Below are 19317 nucleotides of genomic sequence, written 5' to 3' on the forward strand. Positions count from 1 at the left end.
TTCCTTCCGTTGCGGTGGTCACATCCATCCGGCGTCGACGATCCAATTCTGAGCCGTGCACGAGCGCGAGTCATCGGCCGCGAGCCAGAGCAGCAGCCGCGCGACGTCGTCGGGATACACGCGTTGCGGCAGGCACTGGTTGCGGTCGATGCTCTCGGATGCCTCGGGCGTCACCCAGTCGCGAAGCTGACGCTCGGTCATGACCCAGCCCGGGATGATGCAGTTCACCCGGATGCGGTCGGGGCCGAGCTCGCGCGCGAGCGTGCGCGTGAGGCCCTCGATGCCCGCCTTCGCGGTGATGTATCCCGGCAGGTCGACGAGATCGATGTGCGCGCTGATCGAACCGAGGTTGATGATCGAACCGCCGCCGGCATCGCGCATCATCGGCCACACGGCCTGCGCGGCGAAGAAGTGGTGGCGTTGGTTCACTGCGGACGACTCGTCCCAGAGCTCGGGGGTGACGTCGGCGACCCGCCGACGGTCGTCGCGCGCGGCGTTGTTCACCAGCACCGTGATCGGGCCGAACTCGGCCGCCACGGTGCCGATCGCAGCCTGGAGCGCGGGCACGTCCCGCACGTCGCACGGCAGGAACAGGGGCTCCGGATGCCCCGCCTCGCGCCCGCGCTCGACGAGGTCTCGGCCCGCCCGCTCGTCGACGTCGACGAAGCCGACGCGCGCGCCCTGGGCGGCGAGTTGGCGCACGAACTCCGCGCCCAGCCCGGTGGCGCCGCCGCTCACGAAGGCGACGCGGTCGCGCAGGCTCGGATAGGTCGCGTACCCCGTCACGGCACGATCACCCCGCGTCCGACCGCCGTCCGCAGATCGTCGAAGGCGTCGACGATGTCGTCCAGCGCGTACTCGGCGCCGATGAGCTCGTCGAGCGGCAGGCGCCCGGCGAGGTACAGGCGGAAGATCCGCGGCAGGTCGACGAGCGGGTTCGCGGAGCCGTAGAGGCATCCGACCACCCGGCGCTGGCGTTGCACGAGCGGATTGATCGGGATCGAGACCGACTCGCCGACCCCCGCGAGTCCGACCGCGACCATCGTGCCGGCCGGAGCGAGCACCTCGAAGGCCTGACGCATGGTCTCCGGCCGGCCGATCGCCTCGACCGCCCACGACGCACCGCCCGGCACGAGATCGAGCACCCCCTCGACGGCGCCGCCGTCCGAAGCTTCGACGACGGCCGTCGCCCCCAGGCGGCGCGCGAGCTCGAGCTTCGCCGGGTCGAGGTCGACCATCACGATCGGGTAGGCGCCCGCCAGGCGCGCACCCATCACCGCCGACAGGCCCACGCCGCCGGCGCCGAAGACGACGATCGACTCGCCCGCGCATTCGCCGATGACGTTGAGCACGGCGCCCACGCCCGTGACGACGGCGCATCCCGCGACCGCCGCGATCCGCGACGGCACGCCGTCCGGCACGCGCACGACGGCCCGGTCGGAGACGACGACGCGCTCCGCGAAGCACGAGACGCCGAGCAGGTGGTGCACGCGCTCGTCCCCACGGCTGAGCCGCGACGTGCCGTCCAGCAGGCCACCGCTCGCCGCCTGGCGCGGACCCGCCTCGCAGAGCACCGGGTCGCCCGTCACGCACGCACGGCACTCGCCGCACCGCGGTCGCCACATCAGGGCGACCCGGTCGCCGACCGAGAACCGGCTGCCCGGTCCGACCGCGTCGACGACACCCGCGCCCTCGTGCCCGAGCACGACCGGCAGCGGACAGACGAGTTCGCCGCGCATGTAGTGCAGGTCGCTGTGGCAGACGCCGGCGGCCTCGATCCGCACCGAGATCTCGTTCGGCCCGGGAGGGGCGAGCTCGACGTCCTCGACGGCGGGCGGCGTGCCGGGCGAGCGCAGCACCGCGGCGCGCATCAGTGCGACTCCCGCGCGACCGCCGACCCCGAGGAGCCGACGAGGAAGTCGAGGTCGGCGCCGCGATCGGCCTGTCCGACGTGGTCGACGTACAGCCGCTCCCAGCCGCGCGTCGGCGCCGCGAAGGCCGCGGACGTCGCCGCGGGCACGGTCCGGGCTGCGAGCTCGTCGTCGGGCACGAGCAGCTCGATCCGGCGTGCCGGCACGTCGAGCAGGATCTCGTCGCCGTCCTCGACGAGCGCGAGCGGGCCGCCCGCCGCGGCCTCCGGGGTCACGTGCAGCACGACCGTGCCGTAGGCGGTGCCGCTCATCCGGCCGTCGCAGATCCGCACCATGTCGCGCACGCCCTGCTCGAGCAGCTTCCTCGGCAGCGGCAGGTTCGCCACCTCGGGCATGCCGGGGTAGCCTTTCGGGCCGCAGCCCCGCAGCACGAGCACCGAGTCCGCATCGACGTCGAGGTCCGGGTCGTCGATCCGCTCCCGCATGTCCTCGACGGACTCGAAGACGACGGCGCGTCCGCGGTGCCGGAGCAACTCGGGCGTCGCCGCCGCGGGCTTGATGATCGCGCCGGTCGGGGCGAGGTTGCCGCGCAGCACCGCGATCCCGGCGTCGTCCTTGAGGGGCGCGTCGCGCGTCGCGATCACGTCCGCGTCCCAGATCCGCGGGTCGTCCAGGTGGTCGACGAGCGGGCGCCCGGTGACGGTGCGGGCGGTCGGGTCGAGCAGGTCGCGCACCTGGTCGAGCACGGCGTGCAGTCCGCCGGCCCGGAAGAAGTCCTCCATCAGGTACTTCCCCGCGGGCTGGAGGTTCACGAGCAGGGGGACCTCGGCGCCGATCCGGTCGAAGTCGTCCAGGGTCAGGTCGATGCCGAGCCGGCCGGCGATCGCGAGCAGGTGCACGACCGCGTTGGTCGACCCGCCGATCGCGGCGAGGGTCACGATCGCGTTGTGGAAGGAGGCGCGGGTGAGGAGCCGGCTCGGCGTGCGGCCCTCGGCCACCATCTCGACGGCGAGCCGGCCGGTGGCGTGGGATGCCTCGAGCAACCGGCTGTCCGGCGCCGGCGTTCCCGCGATGCCGGGCAGGGTGGTGCCGAGCGCCTCGGCCACGAGGGCCATGGTCGACGCCGTCCCCATCGTGTTGCAGTGACCGCGACTGCGGATCATCGACGACTCGGAACTGCGGAAGAGTCGCTCCGACATGGCGCCGGCCCGCACCTCCTCGCTGAGCTTCCACACGTCGGTGCCGCAGCCGAGAGGCGCGCCGCGGAACGTGCCGTTCAGCATCGGCCCCCCGGGGATGACGACCGCGGGGATGTCGACCGATGCCGCGGCCATGAGCAGCGAGGGGATCGTCTTGTCGCATCCGCCGAGCAGGACGACGCCGTCGATGGGGTTGGCGCGCAGCATCTCCTCGGTCGCCATCGCGGCCATGTTGCGCCAGAGCATCGCGGTCGGGCGCACGAGCGTCTCGCCGAGGGAGACGACCGGCAGGTTGAGCGGGATGCCGCCCGCCTCGTAGATCCCGTTCTTCACGGCCTGCGCGACCTCGTCGAGGTGCGCATTGCACGGGGTCAGGTCGCTCGCGGTGTTGGCGATCGCGATCTGGGGGCGCCCGTCGAAGGCGTCCGAGGGAATGCCGCGCCGCATCCACGCCCGGTGGAGGTAGGCGTTGCGCCCGTCTCCGGCATACCACTGCGAACTTCGTCGTCCGGACATCGCTCCATCGCTCTCGTGCTGCTCGGCTGCCGGCCGGGCACTCCGGGCGGCGAGTGCCACGCTAGGACGCGGGCATCGGATGTCGCAACAATCACACTGCTGCACGAAATTCTTTCGGGCCGGATGCCCCGTCGAACAGGGGCTTCCTCCCGGTAGGGTGCCGAAACTGGGCACCGTTTCCAACGGAACATTGCCGAACCTGCCTCCGACCCGGTACAACGGTCGGAGGCCGTCGACGTCGACGGCCGACGCCGGCGCCGGGATGCGCCCAGGACGGAGACGGGGATGCGAGCGGAACAGGTGACCGCGGCCGCCGCGCACCACGGCGAGGGCGCATTCTGGGACGACCGCGACGAACGACTCCGCTTCGTCGACCTGCTCGCGGGCGACGTGCTCACCCTGCTGCCGACCGGCACGCTCACGCGGCGCCACCTCGGCGACACCGCGGCCGTCATCCGGGGCAGGGAGGCCGGCGGATGGGTCGTCGCACTCGAGCGGTCGTTCGCGTTGCTGGACGCCGACTGGCAGGTCGATCGCGTCGTGCCCGCGTTCGCCTCCACGCGACTGCGGCTCAACGAGGGGGGCGTGGACCCCCAGGGGCGCCTCCTCTGCGGCTCCATGGCGTACGACTTCGCACCCGGCGCCGGGGTGCTGCACCGGCTCGACCCGGACGGCTCCGTGCACGACGTGCTCCGGCACGCGACCATCCCCAACGGCCTCGTCTGGTCCGCGGACGGCAGCACCGCGTTCCACAACGACACCGGCCCGGCGACGCTCACTGCCTACGACTGGGACGCCGAGGCCGGCCTGCTGGTCGAACCCCGCCCGATCGTGCGCTTCGATCCGCACGACGGCGCGCCCGACGGCATGGCGATCGACGTCGACGGCGGACTCTGGGTCGCGATGTGGGGCGGCGGCAGCGTCCGGCGGTACGACCCCTCGGGGCGGCTGGACGCGATCGTCGACGTGCCCGGCGCGACGAACACGACGTCGTGCGCGTTCGGCGGTGCCGATCGACGCACGCTGTTCATCACGACCTCGCGCGAGGGCCTCGCGCCCGGTGCCGAACCCGCATCGGGTTCGATCTTCGCCGTCGACGCCGGCATCGCGGGCGCTCCGGTCGGGCGGTTCATCGGATGACCCGCCGGGCCGGCCTCGAAACTCTTGCGCCGACGGGGCATCCTGCTCAGCGGCCGGGCACGCCCGAGCCGGGCGCGGGGACGCCCGCGACCCAGGCGCTAGGGTGTGAAGTGTTTCGGCGGAAGGATCTCGGGTGAAGGGTTCCCGCAGGCGGCCGACGCTGCGCGAGGTCGCCGAGCTCGCCGGAGTCTCCCAGGCGACCGCGTCGAAGGTGCTGAACGGTCGCAGCGACGTCGCGCCGCAGACCAGGGAGCGCGTGCTCGAGGTCATGGAATCCGAGGGCTACCACCGCACCGGCAACCGCTCGACCGTCGACGGCGAGCCGCCGATCGTCGCCGTCTTCGACGACCTCGCCTCGACGTACGTCTCCCTCACCCTCGAGGGCGTGGTGCTCGCGGCCGCCGAACACGACGTCGACGTGGTGGTCCGGATCAACCCCACCGCGTTCCACGATCTGAGCGATCGCGCGGCGCGCGCCTGGATCGACGCGAACCGCGGCGCGCGGGGCATCATCTCGGTCACCTCCATGGTGCCGCGGAGCCTGATCGAGAGCGCCGAGCGCCGTCGGATCCCGCTCGTCTCGATCGACCCCGTCGACAGCTTCGACGAGCGAATCGTCAGCATCAGCTCGACCGACTGGGCGGGCGGGCGGTCCGTGACGGAGCACCTGCTCGCGCTCGGGCACCGGGACATCGCCTGGATCGGCGGGCCGAGCGGCTCCGCCCCCACGATCGAGCGGTTCCAGGGCTACCGGGCCGCGCACGAGCTCGCCGGCGTCCCGACGTCGGCGCAGCTGCACCGCAACGGGCGGTACACGTTCGAATCGGGCGTGCTGCTCGGCGGCGAGCTGCTCGACTCGGGCGTCCGGTGCACCGCGGTCGTGTGCGGCAGCGACTCGATCGCCTTCGGGGTCATGGAGGCGGCGCGCCGCCGCGGCATCCGACTGCCCGAGGATCTGTCGATCACCGGCTTCGACGACGTGCCGCAGGCCGAGTGGGTCGCGCCGAAGCTCACGTCGGTGCGCGCGCCGCTCATCGGCATCGGGCGGATGGCGGTCGAGACCGTGCTGGCGCTGGCCGAGGGCCGCGCACCGATCTCGCACAACATCCAGCTCTCCACGAGCCTCGTCGTCCGCGAGTCGACCGCGCCGCCACCGACGGCGGTCGACGCCGGCTGAGCGGTCCTCCCCATCGGCGACGGGGCTCGAGACGGCACGCTCGCGACGACGCGCCGCGACGGGGCGTCCGCGCGTTCCTAGATTCGTCGGGTCACTCGACCCCTCGAGCGGAAGGAACCGGACCATGACCACCTACCAGGTCGACAGCGAGCACGTCTCGGCGGCCACCCAGTCCATCCAGGCCACGATCGGCCGCGTCCAGGCCGAGGTCGCCGCCCTCGTCGGCCAGCTGACCGCGCTGCAGTCGAGCTGGTCCGGCCAGGCGTCCACCGCCTTCCAGGGCGCGGTCGGCGACTGGCGCACGACCCAGGCGCACGTCGAGGAGAATCTCGCGGCGCTGAGCCGCGCGCTCGGCGTCGCCGCCGCGCAGTACGCCGACGCGGAACTCGCGAACGCGCGCCTCTTCGTGCGCTGACCCGCGGACCGGCCGCGGGACCGGGATCGTCACAGGAGCGAAACACGCGCGCTCCGGCCGCGAAACCGGAGGCTCATATCGTCGCGCTCAAGCACCACCGATCACCCGGCCGGCCGCCCCCTCCGCGACCGGCCGGGTCGACTCGGATCGCACCGGGGCATCCCCGCCAGCAAGAGTGGAGACCGATACATGACCTCGCATTCCCCCGGCTTCCGCGGCATCCGCCGCGCGGCCCTCGCCGTCCTCGCGGCATCCGCCGCCCTCACGCTCGCCGCCTGCTCCGGCGGCAGCGGCGCCGCCACCGAGCAGTCCGGCGACACGGGCCACGGGGACCTCACGGTCCAGCTGTCGTGGATCAAGAACGAGGAGTTCTCGGGCGAGTTCTTCGCCGACTCGAAGGGGTACTACGACGAGGCCGGGTTCTCGTCCGTCAACCTCGTTCCCGGCCCGTCGACCGGTGCCGCCGAGCTCGCGTCGGGCAGCGCCGACGTGGCCCTCTCCGACGCCGTCTCGATCGGAGCGGCTGTCGCGAACGAAGGGGCGCCGCTGAAGATCATCGGCACGACCTTCCAGAAGAACCCGTTCACGATCCTCTCCCTCAAGGCGGGCGGGGACATCGCCACGCCCGAGGACCTCAAGGGCAAGAAGATCGGCGTGCAGGACTCGAACGCGAGCCTGTTCAAGGCGCTGCTCGCGGCCAACGGCATCGACGAGTCCGAGCTCACGATCGTGCCGGTCCAGTACGACCCGGCGCCGCTCGTCAACGGCGAGGTCGACGGGTTCGTCGCCTACCTGACGAACGAATCCATCACCGTCGCCGCGCAGGGCCTCGAGGTCACGAACCTCCCCTTCGCCGACAACGGCCTGCCGTTCGTCGCGGAGACCATCTCGGTCACGGACCAGGCGATCGCCGAGCACCGCGAGGCGCTGAAGGCGTTCCTCGTCGCGGAGATCAAGGGCTGGACCGACGCGGTGAACGACCCCGAGGAGGGTGCGCGGCTCGCGGTCGAGGAGTACGGCAAGGACCTCGACCTGAACCCGGAGAACTCCAAGCAGGGCGCCATCACGCAGGCGGAGCAGCTCGTCGTCTCCGACGAGACCGTCGCGAACGGCCTCTTCACGATCTCCGAATCGCTCCAGGCGGAGACCATCGCGTCGCTCGCCGGCGCCGGCATCGTGCTCGAGGCCGCTGACCTCTTCGACCTCAGCCTCCTCGCCGAGGTCTACGAGGAGCACCCCGAGCTCGTGAAGTACGCGGGCTGACGCGGAGCCGACCCCTCGTGACGAGCGACACGCTGACCGGTGCCCAGGCGACCAGCCTGGGCACCGGCCTGCAGATCTCCGGCCTGAACAAGGTCTTCGCCCTGGGGCGACGCAGCGTCGTCGCCCTGCAGGATGCGGACCTGCACACCGAGCAGGGCACCTTCCTGGCGCTGCTCGGCCCCTCCGGCTGCGGCAAGTCGACCATCCTGCGCATCCTCGCCGGGCTCGAGGAGCCCACGAGCGGGAGCATCCGCGTCGACGGGAAGAGTCCGCGCGAACTGCGCGCCGGCCACGAACTCGGCATCGCGTTCCAGGACTCGGCGCTCCTGCCCTGGCGCAGCGTCGTCGCGAACGTCCGGCTGCCGTTCGAGGTCGCGGGCATCCCCGTCGATCGCGACTACGTGACCGAGCTCATCGAGCTCGTCGGCCTGACCGGGTTCGAGAAGGCGAAGCCCGCCCAGTTGTCGGGCGGGATGCGCCAGCGCGTGTCCATCGCCCGCTCGCTCGTGCTGAAGCCCTCGGTGCTGCTGTTCGACGAACCCTTCGGCGCGCTCGACGACATGACCAGGCAGCGGCTCAACCTCGAACTGCTCCGCATCTGGACCGAGAAGCCCGCGACCACGCTGCTCGTGACCCACGGGATCAGCGAGGCGATCTTCCTCTCCGACCAGGTCGCCGTGATGAGCCCGCGGCCGGGACGCATCAAGGAGGTCATGCAGATCGACCTGCCGCGGCCGCGGACCCCGGAGCTCATGCGCACGCCCGAGTTCCACGCGTACGTGGACCGCGCCTCCGAACTGCTGTTCGGCACCGCCGGCGACGGGGCGGCGCACTGATGCGGTCGCTCCGGATGCCGCCGTGGGCGACCGGCGTGATCGGCGGAGTCGTCCTGATCGGCGGGTGGTGGCTCGCGGCGCTCACGGTCTTCCGGAGCACCGGCCCGGGGGCGACCCGGGCCATCCCGACCCCGCCCGAGGTCGTCCAGGGCTGGGCCGACAGCGGACTCGAGTTCTACTGGCGGAACTTCTCGGTGACCCTCGTCGAGGCCGGCCAGGGGTACCTCTGGGGCACCGGGATCGCCCTCCTGCTCGCGGCGTTCGTGCTCGTGGCGCCCCGCCTCGAGGGCGTCGTGATGCAGCTCGCGATCATCACGTACTGCATCCCGATCGTCGCGATCGGTCCGCTCGCCCTCATCATCATCGGAGCGCCGGCGCCCGGCGCCCCGAGCGGCACCGCGGTCTTCCTCGCCGCGCTGTCCTGCTTCTTCACGACCGTCGTGGGAGCGCTCCTCGGGTTGAAGGCCGCCGACCGGGCGAGCCTCGATGTCGTCAGCGTCTACGGCGGGAGCCGGGTCACCCAGCTCGTGAAGGTCCGGTTCGTCGCGGCGCTGCCGAGCATCCTCACCGCGCTGCAGATCGCGGTGCCCGCCGCGTTCCTCGGCGCGGTGCTCGGCGAGTTCTTCGGCAAGGTGGAACTCGGCGTCGGGCCCGCGATGATCGCCGCGCAGCAGTCGCTCAACGCTCCGCGGGTCTGGGGCATCGCGCTCGTGAGCGGCGCCGTCGCCCTCGCCGGCTACGGCCTGGTCGGCCTGGTCGCGAAGGCGATCACGCCCTGGGCGAAGGGACGCGCATGACCGCCGCCACCACATCCCGCGCCGCCGCCGCGAGCGTGGATCCGGCCGCGTCGGCCGCGGCCGACATCCGCCGCGTCCGCCGCGACGTGCGACGCGAGACCACGCGCGCCGTCGCGCGCGCGCTCGGCACGAGCGTGCTCACGTTCGTCCTCACGCTGGTCGCCGTCGTCGTGATCTGGGCCGGCGTCCTGTGGGCCGCGCAGGTGTCGCCGTACATCGCGAAGGGGCCGATCGACGTCTGGAACTGGCTCGTGACCGACCCCGACGCCGCCGCGCACCGCGCGGAGGTCGGCGGCAACCTGGTCATCAGCCTCGGCCACGCGGCGATCGGGTTCATCGCCGGCCTGACGGCGGCCCTGATCGGGGCGATGGCCTTCCAGCTCTCGAAGGGCGTCGAGCACGCCCTCATGCCCGTCGCGATGCTCCTGCGGTCCGTGCCGCTCGTGGCGCTCGCCCCCGTGATCATCATGGTGTTCGGGCGCGACATCTGGACCATCGCCGTCATGGGCGGGATCGTCGTGCTGTTCCCGGCGCTCGTGAGCATCGCGTTCGGCCTGAAGTCAGCCTCGCCGCAGATGCGCGACGTGGTCTCGGTGTACGGCGGCGGCGAGTGGACGGCGCTGCGGAAGGTCGCGCTGCCGGCCTCGCTCCCCGCGTTCTTCGCAGCGGTCAGGATCTCCGTGCCGGGCGCGATCACCGGGGCGCTGCTCGCGGAGTGGCTGGCCGTCGGCTCTGGCATCGGCGGCGTGATCGGGTCCTACATCGCGCAGGCGCAGTTCAACGCGCTCTGGGCGTCGGTCGTGGCCGTCACGGCGGTCTCGCTCATCCTGTACAACCTCGTGCAGATCGCCGAGACCGTGGTGCTCGCGCGCGCCGGCATGCACCCCGACACGCGCGTCTGACCTGCCGCGCCCGCCGGACGCGGCGATCCGTCGCGGACCCCCTCCCCGGTATCCGGGAGGGTCGCGTCCGCGACGGATCGCGCGGCGTCAGACCAGCCCGGTGAACCGGTTCCAGGCGGGGCCGGGGTCCGGGGCGTCGTCTCGGACGACGCTCGCCTGGATCAGCCCGTACGGCCGGTCCGCCGCGTGGAACACCTCGTTCGGGTTCTCGAGGCCGAACCGCGAGAGGTCGTACGCGAAGTGGTGCTTGTTCGGAGCGCTGAGGCGCACCTCGCAGATCGCGTCGAACTCCTCGAGCACGGCCCGGCCCATCTCGTACAGCGTCTGCTGCAGGGCGAGCGAGTGCACCGTCGCGAACCGCGCCACGAGCACGTGCTTCACGCCCTCGTGGACGGCGTTCCAGTCCAGGCCGGTCTCGGTGAACCGCCACGACGCGACGAGCGAGGTCGCCATGACCCGGTCGGTCGCCGGTTCGAGCACCGTGTAGCGGTCCTCGTAGAAGCCGCGGAACTCCGACCCGGTCGACTTCAGGATGACGAGGTCCTTGAGCCCGCCCGTCACCCACGTGCGCTGTGCGGCGCCCTTCCCCTCGACCGTGACCGACGCCGTGCGCACCTCGGGGCCGCGCCGGACCCACGTGTGGTCGTGCTCGGCGCCGTCGACCACGGCGCGCTCCCACGCGAACTCCTCGATCTCGACCCGGGCCCCCTCGACCGGCGGGACCGTGTCGACGAAGTGCCGTGCGAGCTCGAGCCCGTACTCCTCGATCGCGACGAGCCCCTTCTCCTTCGCGAAGGCGTAGGCGGTCTGCTTCTGCGTGTCGGTCGGCAGCACGTTCGACTGGTCGCCCTCGGTGTGCGCGGCCGCGAAATCGCCCCGCAGCGCGGTCGACACGCTCACGTCGTGGATCTCGTGGCGCGGGGCATCCCGGTAGATCCGCACGATGCGGTTCTCCGCCTTGCCGTACTGGTGGTCGCCGAGGATGATCGCCATTCACTGCTCCTTGCGGTCGGGGACGGGGTGGTCGGGGACGGGATGGTCGGGGATGGGGTGGTCGGGGATGGGGTGGCCCTGCGCGAGCCGCCACACGCGGTCGCGCGAGAACGGGGTCTCGGTGGGACGCACGCCGATCGCCCGGCGGATCGCGTTGCCGAGCGCCGCCGCGACGGGATCGTACGGACTCTCGCTCATCGACTTCGCGCCGAACGGGCCGAGGTCGTCGCTGGTCGACGCGAACAGCACCTCCGTGTCGGGGATGTCGGCCGACTGCGGCACGCGGTACCGGCGGAACACGGGCGTGTCGACCACGCCGTCCTCGAGGACGACCTCCTCGTAGAGCGCACCGCCGATCGCCTGGGCGACGCCGCCCTCGACCTGGCCGCGGCACTGCTCGGGGTTCATCACCGTGCCGGCGTCGGCCGCGTGCACGGACTGCAGGATCCGCACCGTGCCCGTGCGCACGTCGACCGCGACCCGGAACCCCTGCACGTTCCACGCGAGCGAGCGCTGCTCGCCGCGTTCCTCGCCGGAGGCGACGAGCCGGTCGCCTGCGCGCACGTCGTCGGGAGCGGCCCGGACGAGTTCGGCGAACGACACGAGCCGGTCGCCGACGCGCACGCCGTCGGGCCCGAGCACCGCATCGGCATCGCGCACGGCGGCGGGATCGAGCACGGCGGCGGGCGAGGCATCCTCCCGCTGCGGGACCGCGGCACCCGCGCGCGCGACCCGCACCGCGGTCTCGAGCAGGATGCCTCGCAGCGCAAGTGCCGCGCGGTGCAGGGCCTTGCCCGCGACCGTCACCCCGGCCGACGCGAACGCGCCCGTGTCGTAGGTCGCGGCATCCGTGTCGGAGGTGCGCAGTCGCACGCGGTCGAGCGTCGCGCCGAGGTCGGTCGCGACGATCTGCGCGTGCACGGTCGTGCTGCCGTTCCCGAACTCGGCGGTGCCGGCGCCGAGCTCGATCATCCCGTCGGCGTCGATCGACACCGTGACCTGGGCGACGTGCCCGCGCGGCGCCATGGTCGCGATCATCGAGGCCGCCATGCCCTCGCCGACGCGCCAGTGGTCGCCCTCGGGCGCGGATGCCCCGCCGTCGGCGCGCCCCGCCGAGAGCGCCTGCTCGACGAGGTCGAGGCACTGGTCCAGGCCGTAGCTGCCCGGCGCGATGTCCGGTTCGGGCTCGCCGTCCCAGCCGAGGGGGACCTCGCCGGGGCCGATGACGTTGCGCCGGCGCAGCTCGAACGGGTCGAGGTCGAGCGCGAGCGCGAGCTCGTCGAGCGCGGACTCGACGCCGAGGATCACCTGCCCGAGCCCGTAGCCGCGGAACGCGCCGCTCGGCACGGTGTTCGTGTACACCGCCTCGGCGTCGACCCGCTGCACGGGCACCCGGTAGAGGCCGAGCGACTCGGCGCATCCGTGGAACAGCACGCCGATCGAGTGGTTGCCGTACGCGCCGGCGTCGCTCAGCACGTCGACCCGCATCGCGGTGAGCCGGCCCTCGCGCGTCGCGCCGAGCGCGACCGAGACCCGCATCGGGTGCCGCACCGACGTGCGCGTGAACTCCTCGTACCGGCTGTACTCGAGCATCGCCGGCCGCCCGGTGCGGAGCACCGCGAGCGCGACGAGGTCCTCGGTGAACAGCTCCTGCTTGCCGCCGAACCCGCCGCCGACGCGCGCGGCGTACACGCGCACGCGATCCCTCGGGAGGTCGAACAGGCGGCAGAGCTCGTCGCGCGTGAGGAACGGCACCTGCGAGCTCGTGCGGATCACGAGTCGGCCGTCCTCGTCGAGCCATCCGAGCGATCCGTGCGTCTCGAGCTGCGCATGGCTCACCCGCTGGGTGCGCCAGGTGCCCGAGACCGTGACCTCGGATGCCTCGAGCGCCGCCTCGACGTCGCCGCCGTAGCCGGCGTGGAGGGCCGCGACCACGTTGCGCGCGGCATCCGCGACCCGGTCGTCGGGCCCGAGGCCGGGATGGAGGGTCGGGGCGCCGGGCGCGCGCGCGGCCTCGGGGTCGAAGACGGCGGGCAGCACCTCCCAGTCGATGCGGATCCGCCGGCACGCCTCCTCGGCGGCCGCGGGCGTCGTCGCGGCCACGACCGCCATCCGCTGGCCGACGAACCGGGCGACGTCGTCGAGGATCCGGGTGTCGTCGGGGTCGTCGGTGCGGTGCTCGTGGCGGGCGGTCGAGAACCGCAGCCGCGGGACGTCGCGGTGGGTGAGCACGAGCTCGACGCCCTCGACGGCCAGCGCCCCGGACGTGTCGATCGAGCGGATGCGCGCGTGCGCGTGCGGGGACCCGAGGACGCGGAGGTGCAGGAAACCGGTCGTGTCGGTGTCGAACGTGAACGGCTCGGTTCCCGTCACCACGCGGCGGGCGGCGGGCGGATGCACCGACCGGCCGACGTGGCCGGCGGGGTGGGCCACGTGGCCGGCGGCGGCGGCCGCGGGGTCCGAGGCGCCGGCGACCTGACCCGAGGCGCCGACGGCGGGGTCCGCTCGGGATGTCTGGATTCCCGCCGCGCGAACCGGGCCGAGGCCCTCCGGCCGCGTCGCGGGGCGGTCCGCGGCAGTCCCGCGGACGCCCGCCTCGACGGACGCGCGGATGCTCCGATAGCCGGTGCACCGGCAGAGGTTGCCCTTCAGCGAGCGATCGAGGTCGTCGAGGCTTCCCGCGTCGAGCGTCGACGCGGTGACGACCATGCCCGGCGTGCAGAAGCCGCACTGGAATCCGAAGTGCTCGACGAAGGCCTCCTGCACCGGATGCAGCGCCGGCGCCGCATCCGACTCGGCCGACCCTGCCCCGATGCCGGCCGACCCGGCCTCCCCGCCCGCCGACCCGCCGCCTGCCCCGCGCACGCCGCCGAGCCCCGCCGCGGTCGTCACCGCGCGCCCGTCGGCCCGCGCGGCCGGCGTGATGCACGAGTGCACGGGCACGCCGTCGAGGAGCACCGTGCAGGCACCGCAGTCGCCGGCGTCGCATCCCTTCTTGACCGCGTGCCGCCCGTGCTCGCGCAGGTAGGTGCGCAGGCACTGTCCGGCGCGCGGGGCGCCCGCGACGTCCTGGCCGTCGACCACGACCCTCATGCGACGAGCCCTCCCGCGACGGGTCCGCCGGCGGCCGGTGCGCCGAGCTCGCCGCGGATCTCCTCGAGCAGGACCCCGGCGACCGCCCGCCGCCAGTCCGCCGCGCCGAACGGATCGGTGTACCAGCCCCCGACGCCATCGAGCGCGTCGGCGAGTTCGCCCGCGCCGGGCACCCCGGGGAATCGCAGCACCGTCGGGCGCTCGGTCGCGGCGGTGATCCCGAGGGTCACGCCGCCGTCCTCGTCGAGTCGGCCGGTGAGCACCGCGCCGGATCGCCCGAGCTCGGCGAGCGCGATCCGCCGGAACGCGGTGCGTCCGCGCAGAGCGCGCGCGGGCAGGTCGATCGCCCGGAGCACGTCGCCCGGGCCGAGCACGTTCTCGCCGTCGCCGATGACGAACGCGGCGACCGGCAGGCGCACGAGGTCGCCGTCGGCGGTCCGCACGACGGCCTCGCCGTCGAGCGCGACCGCGAGCGAGACCATCGCACCGGCCGCGAAGGCGCGGACGACGTTCCCGCCGACGGTCGCCGAGTTCCACACCTTCCGCGAGGCCAGCAGCGAGTTCGCGCACTGGTCGAAGAGCGGATGCCCCGTCGCGCGGCCGTACGCGGCGAGCGCGGCGATCGTGCAGGTCGCGCCGATCCGCAGGCCCGCGTCGGACGCCTCGATCGCGTCCCAGCCCAGGCCCGTGAGGTCGACCAGCCCGGTCACCCCCGGTTGCGGCTCCGAGTACATCCACGTGCCGCCCGCGACGAACCGCTCGCCGGGCGCGAGCCGGAGGTCCGACCGGGTCCGGGCGACGCGGTACGTCTCGACGGTGTGCAGGTCCATGCCGCCTCCTCCCGGTCAGTGAATCGCACGGACGTGTCGGTGGTGTTTCGGATCGGTGTCCCGTGCCCCGCCCCCGAGGGCGGGCGGAGTAGGGGGCGGTGCGGGTGCGGCGAGGACCGCCCGCGTGCGGTGCGCTACGGCGCGAGCGCCGTGGCGCGCGGCCGGTCGCGCGGCCCGCCGGGGAGGTCGGCGATCCGGACGCCGGACCGATCGACCGACAGGTCGGCGGCCGCGACGATCGCGGCGTCCGCGCCCGCCGACCCGCGGCTCCGCCGCGCGTGGATCGGCCCGTCCGACTCGCGCAGCGGGCGCGCATCCCGGCCCTCGCGGACCGCGATCACCTCGGCGAGGATCGAGATCGCGGTCTCGGCGGGCGTGACCGCGCCGAGGTCGAGCCCGATCGGCGAGCGCAGCCGCGCGAGGTCCGCGTCGGGCACCCCGGCCGCCCGGAGCATCCGGACGCGCTCGGCGTGCGTGCGACGCGAACCGAGCGCGCCCACGTACCCGACCGGGAGCGCGAGGGCGACCGCGAGCAGCGGGATGTCGGTCTTCGCATCGTGGCCGAGCACGCACACGACGGTCCGGTGGTCGACCTCGGTGCGCGCGAGGTACCGGCTCGGCCACTCGACCACGACCTCAGCGGCGGCCGGGAAGCGCTCGGCGGTCGCGAACGCCGGTCGCGGATCGCACACCGTCACCCGGTACCCGGCGAGCGCCCCGGCCGCCGACAGCGCCTCCGCGAACGCGACCGCGCCGAAGACGAGGAGCCGGGGCCGCGCCAGCCGGGTCTCGCAGAAGAGCACGAGGGTCTCGCCGCCGCAGTCGACCTCGACCTGGCCGCTGCGACCGGTCGCGAGCGCGGCCGCGACGACGGCGTCGACCCGGTGCGAGCGGATGCCCCGGACGCCCGCGGCCCGCAGTTCGCGGTCGGTGAGCGGATCGGCCCCGCCCGGCACGATCACGCGGCCGACGAGCGCGGCCGGACCGCCGACCACGGTCGCGAGCCCCGAGGATGCCCCGGCGAGCGCGCGCGCGAACGGCGCGGCGTCGAGCGATCCTGGGTCTGCCTCCTGCACGAACACGTCGATCTCGCCGCCGCAGCTGAGCCCGACCGCGTACGCGCTGTCGTCGTCGATCCCGAACCGGCCGTGCTCGGCGCGGGATCCCGCGAGCACGCGCTCGCAGAGTTCGTGGACGGCGGCCTCGACGCAGCCGCCCGACACGCTCCCGACGACGCGGCCGTCGGCGCCGACGAGCATCGAGGCGCCCGGATCCCTCGGGGCCGACCCCTCGACGGCGGTCACCGTGGCGATCGCGAAGCGCTCGCCGCGCGCGAGCCGGGCGGTGATCTCGGTCGCGAGCTCCAGCATGCGTCCTCCCAGCGGTCGGTGGGGACGATCCTACGACCGCGCGCGGACCGCGGCGCAGACGACCGGATGCCCCGGTGCCGCCGCAACGAGCCGGAAACGGATCGCTGTTATCGTCCGCAGCAGGAGGCACCCATGACCGCACCCGATCGGCTCGACCTCGTGATCCGCGCGGACCTCGCGCTCGTCGAGGGCGGGTTCCGCCCGGCCGCGGTGGGCGTGCGTGCGGGTGCGATCGCCGTGATCGCCGAGCGGCACGCGCCCCTCGAGTCCAGCGACGAGGTCGTGCTGGGACCGGGCGAGCGCCTGGTGCCCGGCCTCGTCGACACGCATGTCCACGTCGACGAGCCCGGACGCACCGAGTGGGAGGGGTTCGCGAGTGCGACCGCGGCGGCCGCCGCGGGCGGGGTCACGACGATCCTCGACATGCCGCTGAACTCGATCCCGCCGACGATCGACGTCGCGGCGCTCGAGGTCAAGCGCGACGCCGCCCGGCCGAAGGCCGCGATCGACGTCGGCTTCTGGGGCGGTGCGGTGCCGCACAACCTCGGGCGCCTGCGGGACCTCCACGACGCGGGCGTGTTCGGGTTCAAGTGCTTCCTCGCGCCGAGCGGCGTCGACGAGTTCCCGCACCTGGACGACGCTGGGCTCCGGTCGGCGCAGGAGGAGCTGGCCGAGTTCGACGGGCTGCTGATCGTGCACGCCGAGGACCCCGCCGTGCTCGCGCACCACGCGAACGCCGGCGGCCCCAGCTATCGACGCTTCGTGGACTCCCGTCCGCCCGAGGCCGAGCTCGTGGCGATCCGGCGCGTCATCGACGGCGTCCGTGCGACGGGCGGCCGGGCGCACATCCTGCACCTCTCGTCCGCGGCCGCGCTCCCGCTCATCGACGACGCCAAGGCCGAGGGCCTCCGGATCACCGCGGAGACCTGCCCGCACTACCTCGTGCTGGATGCCGAGCACATCGCCGACGGTGCGACCGAGTTCAAGTGCTGCCCGCCGATCCGTGACGAGCAGAACCGGGACCTGCTGTGGCAGGGCCTGGTCGACGGCGTGATCGACCTCGTCGTCTCCGACCACTCCCCTGCGACCGCCGAGCTCAAGCTCGGCTTCGACGGCGACTTCGGCCGGGCGTGGGGCGGGATCTCGGGCCTCCAGCTCGGACTCGCGAACGTGTCGACCGAGGCATCCGAACGAGGCATCGGCCTCGATCGCGTGCTCGGGTGGATGTCGACCGGTCCGGCCGACTTCGCCGGGCTCGCCCGGAAGGGCCGGATCGCGGTGGGCGCCGACGCCGACCTCGTCGCCTTCGACCCGGCCGCCGAGTTCACCGTCGTCCCGGCCGAGCTTCGGCACCGCAATCCGGTGTCGGCGTTCGCGGGGCGCCGACTCCGGGGCGAGGTCCGCACCACGTGGCTTCGCGGCATCCCGGTCGACGGGACGCCGCACGGCCGCCTGCTCGACGCCCGCACCGACCGTTCCAGCGAAGGGAGTCCCCGTTGACCGAGACGACCGTCCGTCCCGCGCCCACCACCGACCAGGCCGCGATCGACCGGGCCTGGCTGCAGCAGGCGGTCTCGCTCGCGGTGGAGAACGTCGCGAGCGGCGGCGGTCCCTTCGGCGCCGTGATCGTGCGCGACGGCGAGCTGCTCGCCGAGGGGCGGAACCGCGTGACGCGCGACCTCGACCCCACCGCGCACGCCGAGGTGACCGCGATCCGAGCCGCGTGCGCGGCCGTCGGCGACTTCTCGCTTGCGGGCGCGACGCTCTACACCTCGTGCGAGCCGTGCCCCCTCTGCCTCGCGGCGTCGCTCTGGGCGCGCATCGACCGGGTCGTGTTCGCGGCCGACCGGCACGACGCCGCGGCGGGCGGATTCGACGACCTCGCGTTCTACGAGCTGTTCGCGCGCGACCGTGCCGACTGGGAGACCGCGGTCGAGTCGCTCCGGGTCGACGGCTCGGTCGCGCCGTTCGAGGCATGGCGCGCGAAGCTCGACCGCGTCGACTACTGAGGTCGCGGCTGCTTCGGACGGCTAGCTCCCGCGGTAGGTGGAGTAGCCGAAGGGGCTGAGGAGCAGCGGCACGTGGTAGTGCTCGCCCGGGTCCGCGAGGTCGAACGCGATGGCGACCTCGGGGTAGAACGACGGGCGGCCCGCGAAGTACCGCGCGGTGTCGAACACGACCCGGTAGACGCCGGGATCGAGCTCCGCCGGCCCGAGCGTCGAGGCCCGGCCGTCGTCGTCGGTCGTGGCGGTCGCGACCGCCGACCAGCCGTCGCCGTCGCGGACCTCCAGGCGGACGCCCACGCCGACCGCCGGTCGGCCCGTGGTCGCGTCGAGCACGTGGCTCGTCACGCGGCTGCGCCCCCCGGGCGCGCTCACGCCGCGACCCCGATCGGCGCGGCGACGTCGGCGAAGGTCCGCTCGAGCCGCAGCAGCATGATCTGCCGGAGCTGCTCGGCGACGACCTCGAGCTCCGCGACCTCGTCGAGCGCGAGGCGTCGCTGCAGCTCGGCGAGGATCTCGGCGCGCGAGCGCCCCGCCGCGCGGATCAGGAACACCCGGCCGAACCGCTCCTCGTACGCCCGATTGGCCGCGGCGATCGCCGTCGCGAGTTCGCGGTCGTCGGCGTCGGCGGACGCCTGCTCGGCGCGCGAGAATCGCTGCTCGCGGCCGTCGCCCGCCGGCTTCTCGCCGATGCGCGGGTGCGCGGCGAGCGCCTCGTCGATCTCGGCGCGCGTCAGCGGCGTCGCGGCGCCCCGAGCGGTCGCGGCGAGTGCTTCGAACGAGCCGAACGGCGCGTGCGCGGCGACCTCCTCGACGAAGCGGTGCACGTGCAGGCAGGCCTCGAGCTCGGCCCGGAACCCGCTCGCCCGCTCGCCGGACCCGTCCACCGTGCCTCCCGTCCGCGCGCCGCCC

18 protein-coding genes are annotated in these 19317 nt (G+C 73.7%); 9 read left to right on the forward strand and 9 right to left on the reverse strand.

Features of this window, described 5'->3' with window-relative positions:
• Positions 1-18: 18 nt before the first annotated feature.
• The 3 genes from ACDF64_RS00335 to ACDF64_RS00345 are packed head-to-tail and all read right to left on the reverse strand — an operon-like array spanning position 19 to position 3586.
• Positions 19-786: an SDR family NAD(P)-dependent oxidoreductase gene (locus ACDF64_RS00335; RefSeq protein ID WP_394552808.1), complete on the reverse strand. Its 768-nt coding sequence runs from the start codon at positions 784-786 to the stop codon at positions 19-21.
• On the reverse strand, positions 783-1871 hold the full coding sequence (locus ACDF64_RS00340) for a zinc-binding dehydrogenase (RefSeq protein ID WP_394552809.1): 1089 nt from the start codon (positions 1869-1871) through the stop codon (positions 783-785). The genes ACDF64_RS00335 and ACDF64_RS00340 overlap by 4 nt, the downstream gene beginning before the upstream one ends.
• Positions 1871-3586 (reverse strand): IlvD/Edd family dehydratase, encoded by a 1716-nt coding sequence (locus tag ACDF64_RS00345; RefSeq protein WP_394552810.1) that lies wholly within the window; start codon positions 3584-3586, stop codon positions 1871-1873. Before ACDF64_RS00345 ends, ACDF64_RS00340 begins: the two co-directional genes overlap by 1 nt.
• A 285-nt stretch (positions 3587-3871) precedes the next feature.
• Between ACDF64_RS00345 and ACDF64_RS00350 the strand changes: the two genes are divergently transcribed.
• From ACDF64_RS00350 to ACDF64_RS00380, 7 genes are all read left to right on the forward strand, one after another.
• Entirely contained in the window at positions 3872-4726 is an 855-nt protein-coding gene (locus ACDF64_RS00350; RefSeq protein ID WP_394552811.1) for an SMP-30/gluconolactonase/LRE family protein, read from the forward strand.
• 133 nt (positions 4727-4859) lie between these two features.
• A complete protein-coding gene (locus ACDF64_RS00355) occupies positions 4860-5903 on the forward strand; it encodes a LacI family DNA-binding transcriptional regulator (protein ID WP_394552812.1) in 1044 nt (347 codons plus the stop codon).
• Positions 5904-6027: 124 nt separating this feature from the next.
• Positions 6028-6318, forward strand: coding sequence for a WXG100 family type VII secretion target (locus tag ACDF64_RS00360; protein ID WP_394552813.1), 291 nt, complete (start codon positions 6028-6030; stop codon positions 6316-6318).
• A gap of 189 nt (positions 6319-6507) precedes the next feature.
• Positions 6508-7581: an ABC transporter substrate-binding protein gene (locus ACDF64_RS00365; protein ID WP_394552814.1), complete on the forward strand. Its 1074-nt coding sequence runs from the start codon at positions 6508-6510 to the stop codon at positions 7579-7581.
• Positions 7582-7598: 17 nt separating this feature from the next.
• Complete coding sequence (locus tag ACDF64_RS00370) at positions 7599-8417, forward strand: ABC transporter ATP-binding protein (protein ID WP_394552815.1); 819 nt, start codon at positions 7599-7601, stop codon at positions 8415-8417.
• Positions 8417-9214: an ABC transporter permease gene (locus ACDF64_RS00375; protein ID WP_394552816.1), complete on the forward strand. Its 798-nt coding sequence runs from the start codon at positions 8417-8419 to the stop codon at positions 9212-9214. Before ACDF64_RS00370 ends, ACDF64_RS00375 begins: the two co-directional genes overlap by 1 nt.
• Positions 9211-10116: an ABC transporter permease gene (locus ACDF64_RS00380; protein ID WP_394552817.1), complete on the forward strand. Its 906-nt coding sequence runs from the start codon at positions 9211-9213 to the stop codon at positions 10114-10116. The genes ACDF64_RS00375 and ACDF64_RS00380 overlap by 4 nt, the downstream gene beginning before the upstream one ends.
• 87 nt (positions 10117-10203) lie before the next feature.
• On the opposite strand, the gene pucL is transcribed toward ACDF64_RS00380, so the two are convergent.
• The 4 genes from pucL to ACDF64_RS00400 form a co-directional block, all read right to left on the reverse strand.
• Complete coding sequence (pucL, locus tag ACDF64_RS00385; protein WP_394552818.1) at positions 10204-11109, reverse strand: factor-independent urate hydroxylase; 906 nt, start codon at positions 11107-11109, stop codon at positions 10204-10206.
• Positions 11110-14202 carry a molybdopterin-dependent oxidoreductase gene (locus ACDF64_RS00390; protein ID WP_394552819.1) on the reverse strand — a complete coding sequence of 1031 codons (3093 nt, stop codon included), beginning with the start codon at positions 14200-14202 and terminating at the stop codon, positions 11110-11112. It abuts the gene before it with no gap.
• Positions 14199-15032 carry an FAD binding domain-containing protein gene (locus ACDF64_RS00395; RefSeq protein ID WP_394552820.1) on the reverse strand — a complete coding sequence of 278 codons (834 nt, stop codon included), beginning with the start codon at positions 15030-15032 and terminating at the stop codon, positions 14199-14201. Before ACDF64_RS00395 ends, ACDF64_RS00390 begins: the two co-directional genes overlap by 4 nt.
• A gap of 134 nt (positions 15033-15166) precedes the next feature.
• The gene (locus tag ACDF64_RS00400; RefSeq protein WP_394552821.1) at positions 15167-16402 is read right to left on the reverse strand and encodes an XdhC family protein; all 1236 of its coding nucleotides are present in this window, start codon (positions 16400-16402) and stop codon (positions 15167-15169) included.
• Between the two features lie 132 nt (positions 16403-16534).
• Between ACDF64_RS00400 and allB the strand changes: the two genes are divergently transcribed.
• Positions 16535-17902 (forward strand): allantoinase AllB, encoded by a 1368-nt coding sequence (gene allB, locus ACDF64_RS00405; protein ID WP_394552822.1) that lies wholly within the window; start codon positions 16535-16537, stop codon positions 17900-17902.
• Positions 17899-18411, forward strand: a complete 513-nt coding sequence (locus ACDF64_RS00410) for a nucleoside deaminase (protein ID WP_394552823.1) — start codon at positions 17899-17901, stop codon at positions 18409-18411. Before allB ends, ACDF64_RS00410 begins: the two co-directional genes overlap by 4 nt.
• Before the next feature lie 21 nt (positions 18412-18432).
• On the opposite strand, the gene uraH is transcribed toward ACDF64_RS00410, so the two are convergent.
• Positions 18433-18780 (reverse strand): hydroxyisourate hydrolase, encoded by a 348-nt coding sequence (gene uraH, locus ACDF64_RS00415; protein WP_394552824.1) that lies wholly within the window; start codon positions 18778-18780, stop codon positions 18433-18435.
• Positions 18777-19292, reverse strand: coding sequence for a 2-oxo-4-hydroxy-4-carboxy-5-ureidoimidazoline decarboxylase (gene uraD, locus ACDF64_RS00420; protein ID WP_394552825.1), 516 nt, complete (start codon positions 19290-19292; stop codon positions 18777-18779). The genes uraH and uraD overlap by 4 nt, the downstream gene beginning before the upstream one ends.
• Positions 19293-19317 lie beyond the last annotated feature (25 nt).

This window comes from Agromyces sp. MMS24-JH15 (assembly GCF_043518605.1).
GTDB lineage: Bacteria > Actinomycetota > Actinomycetes > Actinomycetales > Microbacteriaceae > Agromyces.